The following is an 8,678-nucleotide window of genomic DNA, read 5'->3' as shown; positions in this document are numbered from 1 at the left end:
CGCTGGCCGCGGGCCTGGCGCGTCGCGGCTCGGGCGCGCTGGTCGCGGTGGACGACGACCGCGTGACGGTGGCCGTGCCGCTGGCCGGCGCCGGCGGCAAGAGCGTCGGCGCCGTGGTGCTGTCGGCAGCCAAGGACGGCGAGGCCAGCCGCCGGCTCATCATCGACAACCTGCAGGTGCTGCTGGTCGTCACGGTGCTGGTCGGGCTGGGCCTGGCCGCGGTCTTCAAGTACATCGTGCCGCTGACCTCGCTGGCCGCGGGCGGCCGCGCGCGCTTCGTGGTGCCGCTGCTGGCGCTGGTGCTGGCGCAGGGCGTGTATGCCGCCTACACCATTTCCACGTTCCGCAGCGGTTGGCTTGAAGTCACGCGCAACAACGTTGGGCTGCTGGCCGAGGGCCTGCAGCGCGACCTGAACCGCGTGCTCGGCTACGGCCTCGAGGTGAACCGGCTGCGCGGCGTGGAAGCGCCGTTCGCGCGCCTGGCAGGCACCTTCCCGGCGGTGGCGCAGATCGAACTGGCCGATCGCGACGGCCGCGTGCTGTATGGCGCCGACGCGCACGGCGCGCTCGACGTGTCGGCGCTGCCGGCGGCCCGACCGCAGGCCGATGACCTGACGCTGGTGTTGCCGCTGGGCGCGGCGCTGGCGGATCCGAAGGCGCAGGGCGACCTGGTGCTGCGCTTGTCGAGCGACGTCATCGCGGCGGGCGTGCGCAGCCGCGCGCTCGATGCCGTCACCGTGGTGGCGGTGGCGCTGGTGGCCGCGATCGAAATGCTGTTGCTGCTGGCGCTGCTGATGAACCGCGCTTTCGCCGCGCGCGCTACGCTGCCCGATGGCAGCCGCGTCGGCCCGGACGACGCCTCCGAGGTGGGCCGCATCGCCCGACCGGTGATGTTCGGCTTCCTGTTCGCGTGGGCCCTGCCGCTTGGTTTCCTGCCCCTGTATGCGCGCAGCCTGTCCGCGGGCGGGCTCGACCTGCCGGCCAATCTGCTGCTGGCGCTGCCGATCTCCGTGGAAATGGGCTGCGGCCTGCTGACCTCGCTGCTGGCCGGCCGCCTCACCGACCGCAAGGGCTGGCAGGTGCCGGTGCTGGCCGGCCTGGGCGTGTCGGCCGCCGGCATGCTGGCGTGCGCGGCCTCCACCAATCTGTTGATGTTCAGCGCCGCGCGCGGCCTGGTGGGCCTGGGCTATGGCCTGACCTGGATGGGGCTGCAGGGCTTCATCGTCACGCGCAGTCCGGCGCAATATCGCGGCCGCAACATGACGGGCGTGATCGCCGGCCTGTTCGCCGGCCACCTGTCCGGCGCGGCGGTGGGCGCGATGCTGATGGAACAGGTCGGTTTCCGCGCGGTGTTCGCGGTCGGCGCCGTGATGCTGGTGATGCCGCTGGCCGGCGTGCTGATCCTGATGCGCCCCTACATGGACCGCGGCCGCCAACTGGCCGCGCAGGCCGCGGGGCGCGCCCGCGCGCATCTTTCGGATACCTTGAAGCTGCTGTTCACCCGCGACTTCGGCCTGCTGCTGGTCGGAAGCGTGATTCCGTTCTCGATCGCGCAGGTCGGCCTGCTGTCGTTCGCGCTGCCGCTGTACCTGGAGGCCGAGGGCGTGGCCGCGTCCAGCATCGGCCGGGTGTTGATGATCTACGGCCTGTGCGTCATCTACGTCGGGCCGCTGATGGGCCGGGTGGTGGACCGCAGCCGCATCAAGAAGAGCTGGATCGTGCTGGGCGGCCTGGTCGGCAGCCTCGGCATGCTCGGGCTGTACTTCAACAGCGGCCTGCTGGCCGCGGCCGCGGCGGTGCTGCTGCTGGCGTTGGCCAGCTGCTTCGCCGGCGCGTCGCAATCGCCCTACATGCTGGCGCTGCCGGACGTGCAGCGCTACGGCGCGGCGGGCGCCACCAGCGTCATGCGCGCCGCCGACAAGCTCGGCCAGATGGCCGGGCCGCTGGTGGTCGGCGCCATGTTCGGCGCCGCCGGCATGGGGGCGGGGCTGGCCGCGACCGGCGTGATCTACCTGATCGCGACTTTGCTGTTCCTGTTGTTCGCGCCGGCCCGGCCGCGTGAAGAGACCGCCTGAGCGCGGCGGCTGGCCCGCGGTTCGCGTCAGGTCGTCACCGTGGCGCTCGTGCCGCGCCATTCAGCGCGCCGCGCCGGCGCTGGCCAGCGCCACCGGCACGCGCGCGCTCAAGCCCGTCAATAACTGGGCGGCGATGGTGCCCGCCGCCATCGCGACTTCTTCCACCGGCAGGCCGTCCGCGCCCCACAGCGTCACGGGCGAGCCGATCGCGGCGTGCGGCACGGGGCCCAGATCCACCGCCATCATGTCCATGGAAACGCGGCCCAGCAGCCGCGTGCGGATGCCGGCCACCACCACCGGCGTGCCGGTGGGCGCGTGGCGCGGGTAGCCATCGGCGTAGCCGCAGGTGACGATGCCCACGGCCATCGCCGTGGGCGCGAGGAATGCGCCGCTGTAGCCGACGCCGGCGCCGGCCGGCACGCGCTGGATGCCTACCACCTGCGAATGCAATGACATCGCTGGCCTCAGGTCCAGTTGGGCGGCGCTGCGGTGGGCGAACGGGCTGGCGCCGTACAACGCCAAGCCTGGCCGTACCCATTGCGTGGCCGCGGCGCGCGCCGCATGGCCAAGCATCGCGGCGGAATTGCTGGTGGACACCGGTCCCGGCAAGTCGCGGATGACCTCGCGAAAGCGCGCGTCGGCGCTGTCCACGCCATCGGCCTCATCGGCGCGGGCATAGTGGTTCAGGTGGCCGACCTCCTCGACCAGGCCACGCGCGGCCAGGTTGCGCGCCTGCTCGAACGCGGCGCGGTAGTCGTCGGCGCTGAAGCCGGTGTGATGGATGTCGCCGGCAAAGCGCAGCCAGACCGACGGCCGCTCGGCGGCGGGCGATTGCGCCAACCAGTCCAGTTGCGCGGCATGCGTGATGACCAGATGCAGGCCCGGCGTGTCGAGCAGCAGCGTGTCGGCCTGCGAATAGAGGCCGCCGTAGACCAGCACCGGGCCGTCCCAGCCCAGTTGGCGGCAGGCGCGCGCTTCGTCCAGGTGCAGCACAGCGAGCCCGTCGGCGGCGCGCAGCGCGGGCAGCACGCGCGCCAGGCCGTGGCCGTAGGCGTCGGCCTTGACGGTGGCCCACAGGCGCGGCGCGGCGGCGCCCGACGCGGGGGCGCGGGGCAGGGTGGCGCGCAGGCGCGCGAGATTGTGGGCCACCGCGCCCGCGTCGACGCGGGCGTACAAGGGCCGGGCAAGCAATCCTTCTGGACGATAGGGAGCGTTCACGGGCGGCATCTGGGCGAGGTCCGCGCGCGACCGGCGCACGGGGCTATGCATGAGTGACAGACGACCGGGTTTCGTTCGGTACTTTCTGTCTATGCACTGCTGGTTGTCGATAGCGCGTCTTGATCGAATGCGCCAGGCAGGGTCACGCGGCGCGCATCACGAGCGTCAGGCGGTTCTCATTGCCATTGCGGGCGTAGCGCAGGTCGTGCAGATAGTGCTGCATCAGCCGCACGCCGTGGCCGCCGATGTCGGCGTCATCGAGCGTCGCGGCCAGTGGGGGCGGCGGGGTCTTGGTGGGATCGTACGGACGGCCATTGTCGATTATCTCCAGCGAGATCCATTCGTCGTCCTGGCGACAGGCCAGGCTGACGTGGGCGGGATCGGGGGCGAGCAAGGGATCGTCGAAGGCGTAGGAAACGATGTTCGTCAGCGCTTCGTCCAGACTCAAGGACAGACCGAAACTCAGCTTGGGCGACCACGCGTCGCGCTCGGCAATGGCCTCGAGCCATTCAATGGCGCAGGCGACGGCGCGGGCGTCGGGAACGAGGTCAAGCGTATCGGGCTGAGGGGGCATGGTCGCCTTGCGTTCAGTGGTACACGTGCAGGTGGAAGTATGCCCGATTGCGGCCCGCTGGCGGAACGGGTGAGCCACTGGCGCGTGTCGTTCCACGTTTGCGTTTGGCTGCGCCGGCGCCTCGCGTATCATCTCGGCATCGCGCCGCCGCCCGCAAGCGCCGGGATCCGGGGCGTCGGTCATTTACCGGGAACCACTATGAATCTCGCAATCGAGAAGGTCGGGGAAGTGTTGGTTGTCTCGCCCGAAGGCCAGATCAACAGCGGCAACGCCGCGGGCATCGAAGCCGACCTGTTGTCGCACGTCGAAAAAGGCGAACGCCGTTTCGTGCTCGACATGTCCAACCTGAACTACATCTCCAGCGCCGGCCTGCGCGTGGTGCTGGTGCTGGCCAAGCGCCTGAAGCAGGCTTCGGGCGCGCTGGCGCTGTGCGCGATGCAGCCGCATGTGCGCGAGGTGTTCGACATCAGCGGCTTCCTGGCCATCCTGACGGTGGTCGACACGCGCCAGGACGCGGTGGCCAAGGTCGCCTGATCGCGGCGCGCGCCGGCGCGGCGCGTGCCGGTCATTGCTTGTGGTTTTCGTATGACGTGTCCAGCACGTCATCTTCGGGCGTGATGATGCCGGGGTCGCCGGGCGCCTCGATGGCGCGGCCGCGGCGTGGCATGCCCGCGACGACCTCGCTCTGGTCAGGCATGGGCAGGATGCCGGTGCCCTTGCGGGGATCGACGGACGGCTTTGGCTCCGGGGCGGTGTCCGGTTTGCTGCTGGCGGCGGAGGAATCGATGACGGTTTTCAGCATGATGACGGCTCCGGTTGTGGGCGTCCCAGGATGGCGACGCGCCGGGGATTCCTCTTCATGTTAGGGCCGCGCGCGGCCCTTGCGGCGGGTTGCGCTGTCACGTTTGCAAGGGGCTGTTGCAGGGCCCCGACCTTATAATGCCGAGCGCCTCGCGGCGTCGCGTCACCACGCCCGGTTTTCCTCATTTTCATCCGCCACCTTGACCGAATCCGTCGAACGCTCCGTCCACGCCGAACTCGTTGCCGTCCTGGTCGCCGTCACCAACGGCGAGCCGCGCGTGCTGACCACCGACGATGCGCGGGCCCTGCCGGCGGGGCCCTTCGAGTTGTCGCACCGCTCGCTGCAGGCGGGCTTGCGGGCCTGGGTCGAGACCCAGACGCACCATCCGCTCGGTTACGTCGAACAGCTCTACACCTTCGCCGATGGCGACCGTTCCGACGAATCGGGCGCGCGCGTCATGTCGGTCAGCTACCTGGGCCTGACGCGCGAGGCCGGCGAGACCGGCGTGGCGCAGGTCGGCTGGCAGGACTGGTACCGCTATTTCCCCTGGGAAGACCGCCGCGCCGGTACGCCGGCGCTGGTGGACGAGCTGATCGTGCCGCGCCTGCAGGCCTGGTGCGACGACACCGGCGATGGCGCCTTGCGCCAGCGCCGCCGCCAGCGCGCCGCCATCACCTTCGGCCTGGACGGCGCCGCCTGGAACGAGGACATGGTGCTGCAGCGCTACGAATTGCTGTTCGAGGCCGGCCTGGTGCCGGAAGCGGCGCGCCGCCGTTCGGAGGCGGCCGCCGCGCCGCTGCCGGGCGAGCCCATGCGGCATGACCATCGCCGCATCCTGGCGACCGGCATCGCGCGGCTGCGCGCCAAGATCAAGTACCGGCCGGTGGTGTTCGAACTGATGCCGGCGCAGTTCACGCTGCTGCAGTTGCAGTTGGCGGTCGAGGCCCTGGCCGGACGCGGCCTGCACAAGCAGAATTTCCGCCGCCTGATCGAGCAGCAGGCGCTGGTGGAAGAGACCGGCGAAATGGCCACCGGCACGGCGGGACGCCCCGCCAAACTGTTCCGCTTCCGCCGCGACGTGCTGCTCGAACGCGCCATCGCGGGCAGCAAGCTGCCGCTGTCACGCTCGCTGTGACGCTTGACAAGGCCATATACTCATCTTTAGCATAAGTGCATGCGCATTATTTGCGCGCCTTTTTTTAATCACAAAATACTCATAATGAGCATTATTGCTGAAGCGCCCGTTGCCCGTTTGGCCATTCCCTCCCTGCCGGATGTCATGCTCGAGCCGCTGGTGCGCGCGGCGTTGCTTGAAGACCTGGGGCGGGCCGGAGACCTGACCACCGACGCCATCGTGCCGGCCGACGCCGTGGCCGAGACGCGCCTGGTGGCGCGCCAGGAAGGCGTGCTGGCCGGGCTGGACCTGGCGCGGCTCGCTTTTCGCGCGCTCGATCCCGCCATCGAGTTCGAGGTTGCCCACCGCGACGGCGCCGACCTGGCGCCGGGCACCGAAATCGCGCGGATTCGCGGCAACGCCCGTGCCATGTTGACCGCCGAGCGGGTGGCGCTGAACTTCCTGTGTCACCTGAGCGGCGTGGCGACGGCGACGGCGTCGATCGCGCGGGCCATCGCCGGCCACGGCGCCCGCGTCACTTGCACCCGCAAGACCATGCCGGGCCTGCGCGCGGTGCAGAAATACGCGGTGCGCGTGGGCGGCGGCAGCAACCATCGCTACGGGCTCGACGACGCCGTGCTCATCAAGGACAACCACATCGCCCTGGCCGGCGGCATCGAGGCCGCGGTGGCGCGCGCCCGCGCCGGCATCGGCCACATGGTCAAGATCGAGCTGGAAGTGGACACGCTGGCGCAGTTGGAAACGGCCCTGGCGCTGGGGGTGGACGTGGTGCTGCTGGACAACATGAGCCTGGACCAATTGCGCCAGGCCGTCGCCATGGCGCGCGGCCGCGCCATCACCGAGGCCTCAGGCCGCATCACGCCCGAGACCGCGGCCGCGGTGGCGGCCACCGGCGTCGACCAGATCGCCGTGGGTTGGCTGACCCACAGCGCCAAAGTGCTGGACATCGGGCTGGACGCCTGAGGCCGGCGCGATACGACAGGCAAGCCTCATGAAACGCGCGCTTCGATCCTCGCTGCTGTTGTCGGCCCTGGCGCTCGGCGCCTGCGGCAATCCGCCGTCGGGCGACACGCCCGGGGACGCGACCTATCCCACGCACCCCATCACCATCGTGGTGACCTTCCCGCCCGGCGGCGGCACCGACCTGCTGGCGCGGCGCCTGGGCGCCAGCCTGCAGGAACAATTCGGCCAGCCGGTGGTGGTCGAGAACCGGCCCGGCGCCAGCGGCAACATCGGCGCCCGCGCCGTGGCCGAGTCGGCGCCCGACGGCTACACGCTGCTGATGGTCAACAGCTCGTTCGCGATCAACCCTGGCGTCTACCGCAACCTGGGCTTCGCGCCCAAGCGCGACTTCGCAGCGGTGATCAACGTGGCCTTTGTGCCATCCGTGTTCGTGGTGCCGGCGAACTCGCCGCTGCACACCTTGGACGATGCCCGCGGCGCCGCGCGGCCGGAGCGGCCGCTGCCGTTCGCCTCGTGCGGCAATGGCACGCCGCAGCACCTGGCCGGTGAGATGCTGGCGCGGGCCACCGGCGCGCCGCTGCAGCATGTTCCCTACAAGGGTTGCGGACCGGCGTTGACCGACGTAGCCTCGGGACAGGTCGGCATGGGGGTCGTCACCGCGTCCAGCGCCGCGCCGCTGATCGCGGCGGGCCGTCTGCGGGCCTTGGCCGTCACCTCGCCGCAGCGCTCGCCGCTCTTGCCCGAGGTCCCCACGGTGGCGGAGCAGGGCGTGGCGGGCTACGCGCTTGATCAATGGCATGGCCTGCTGGCGCCGGCGGCCACGCCGCCGGCGGTGGTGGCGAAGTTGAATACGACGCTGGCCCGCATCATGCTGCGTCCGGACGTGCAGGCCGCGCTGCGCGAGCAGGGCTTCACGCCGACCACCAGTTCGCCGCGCGCGTTCCAGGACATGATCAATGCGGACATTGACCGCTATACGGCGCTGACCGAGGCGATCGGGCTGCGCGCCGATTGACGGGCAGGGCGGACGGCCGGGCCGCCCGTTTCCGCGCCTTGATGGTCAGCGTCCCGACCTGACCGGCAAGACGGCGCGCGGCGCTCAGGCCGCCGCGCGGGCGTGTTGCTCCAGTTGTTCCTTCAGCCCCGGTTGCAGCTTGAGCTGGCGCGCCAGCTCGTCCAGGTAGGCGCGCTCCATGTAGCTTTCCTCGTCCACCACCAGCAGGCTGGCCAGGTACATCTCGGCCGCCATCTCCGGCGTCCTGGCCGATTGCGCGATCTGGGCGGGATCGAGCGGGCGCGACAACTCGGTTTCCAGCCAGCGGCGGTCCTGCGCGTCGCTGGACAACTTGGCCAGCTCGGTTTCGAGCAGGGCGCGTTCCTCCGGGCCGATGTGGCCGTCGGCCTTGGCCGCGCCGATCATGGCCGTGAGCACCGCGGTGCTGTGCTGTTCGGCCTCGGGGGCCGGCAACCGGTCCAGCGTCTGCGGCGGGGCGGCCGGCGCGCCGGCCTGGTTGCGTTGCCAGTCGCCATAGGCGCGGTATGCCAGGGCGCCAAGCGCCGCCATCCCGCCATACATGGCGACCTTGCCGCCGATCTTGCGGGCCTTTTTGCTGCCCAGCAGCAGGCCGAGCGCGCCCGCGCCGAGGGCGCCGCCGCCCAGGCCGGTCAGGAACGAACCGCCCTTGCCGCCGGTGGCGTTCTGCACCTTGGCGTCGGCGTCGGCCAGCAGGCCCTGGCCGGATTGCAGCAGTTGGTCGAGAAGTTGTCTGGCGCTCATGCGGGTTTCCTGGTGAATGCAATCGATCTTGCGGACAGGCTATCCGACCGCCGTCTCGTCCAGAAGTTCAGCTTACAGTCAGAAATGGATGTTGCGTCGGGGCGTGGTCCGGGCGACGGATGCTACAACCGGGG

The 8,678-nt window shown here is 70.6% G+C and carries 9 protein-coding genes; 5 read left to right on the top strand and 4 right to left on the bottom strand.

From position 1 onward, the window contains the following. A partial coding sequence (locus HV783_RS16015; RefSeq protein ID WP_175189453.1) for an MFS transporter occupies nt 1–2,075 on the top strand: 2,075 nt, incomplete at its 5' end. A 60-nt stretch (nt 2,076–2,135) separates the two neighbouring features. On the opposite strand, the gene alr is transcribed toward HV783_RS16015, so the two are convergent. Together alr and HV783_RS16005 are read right to left on the bottom strand one after the other, a co-directional pair. Continuing rightward, complete coding sequence (gene alr / locus HV783_RS16010) at nt 2,136–3,302, bottom strand: alanine racemase (RefSeq protein ID WP_054503549.1); 1,167 nt, start codon at nt 3,300–3,302, stop codon at nt 2,136–2,138. A gap of 133 nt (nt 3,303–3,435) precedes the next feature. Next, nucleotides 3,436–3,867, bottom strand: coding sequence for an ATP-binding protein (locus HV783_RS16005; RefSeq protein ID WP_054503486.1), 432 nt, complete (start codon nt 3,865–3,867; stop codon nt 3,436–3,438). Nucleotides 3,868–4,065: 198 nt separating this feature from the next. Between HV783_RS16005 and HV783_RS16000 the strand changes: the two genes are divergently transcribed. After that, nucleotides 4,066–4,401 carry an STAS domain-containing protein gene (locus HV783_RS16000; protein WP_054503487.1) on the top strand — a complete coding sequence of 112 codons (336 nt, stop codon included), beginning with the start codon at nt 4,066–4,068 and terminating at the stop codon, nt 4,399–4,401. Nucleotides 4,402–4,432: 31 nt separating this feature from the next. On the opposite strand, the gene HV783_RS15995 is transcribed toward HV783_RS16000, so the two are convergent. Continuing rightward, nucleotides 4,433–4,669: a hypothetical protein gene (locus HV783_RS15995; RefSeq protein WP_054503488.1), complete on the bottom strand. Its 237-nt coding sequence runs from the start codon at nt 4,667–4,669 to the stop codon at nt 4,433–4,435. A gap of 199 nt (nt 4,670–4,868) precedes the next feature. Here HV783_RS15995 and HV783_RS15990 point away from each other — a divergent pair, with 199 nt between their 5' ends. The 3 genes from HV783_RS15990 (at nt 4,869) to HV783_RS15980 (ending at nt 7,782) form a co-directional block, all read left to right on the top strand. Further along, on the top strand, nt 4,869–5,804 hold the full coding sequence (locus HV783_RS15990; protein ID WP_116791527.1) for an NUDIX hydrolase: 936 nt from the start codon (nt 4,869–4,871) through the stop codon (nt 5,802–5,804). A gap of 84 nt (nt 5,805–5,888) precedes the next feature. After that, entirely contained in the window at nt 5,889–6,767 is an 879-nt protein-coding gene (gene nadC, locus HV783_RS15985) for a carboxylating nicotinate-nucleotide diphosphorylase (RefSeq protein ID WP_175168058.1), read from the top strand. 28 nt (nt 6,768–6,795) lie between these two features. After that, nucleotides 6,796–7,782 carry a tripartite tricarboxylate transporter substrate binding protein gene (locus HV783_RS15980; protein ID WP_054503491.1) on the top strand — a complete coding sequence of 329 codons (987 nt, stop codon included), beginning with the start codon at nt 6,796–6,798 and terminating at the stop codon, nt 7,780–7,782. Nucleotides 7,783–7,866: 84 nt separating this feature from the next. Here HV783_RS15980 and HV783_RS15975 read toward each other — a convergent pair whose 3' ends face one another. After that, a complete protein-coding gene (locus tag HV783_RS15975) occupies nt 7,867–8,544 on the bottom strand; it encodes a tellurite resistance TerB family protein (RefSeq protein WP_144657018.1) in 678 nt (225 codons plus the stop codon). Nucleotides 8,545–8,678 lie beyond the last annotated feature (134 nt).

It is taken from the genome of Achromobacter dolens (assembly GCF_902859745.1).
Lineage (GTDB): Bacteria > Pseudomonadota > Gammaproteobacteria > Burkholderiales > Burkholderiaceae_B > Achromobacter > Achromobacter dolens.
This window is presented reverse-complemented; position numbering and strand designations above follow the sequence as displayed.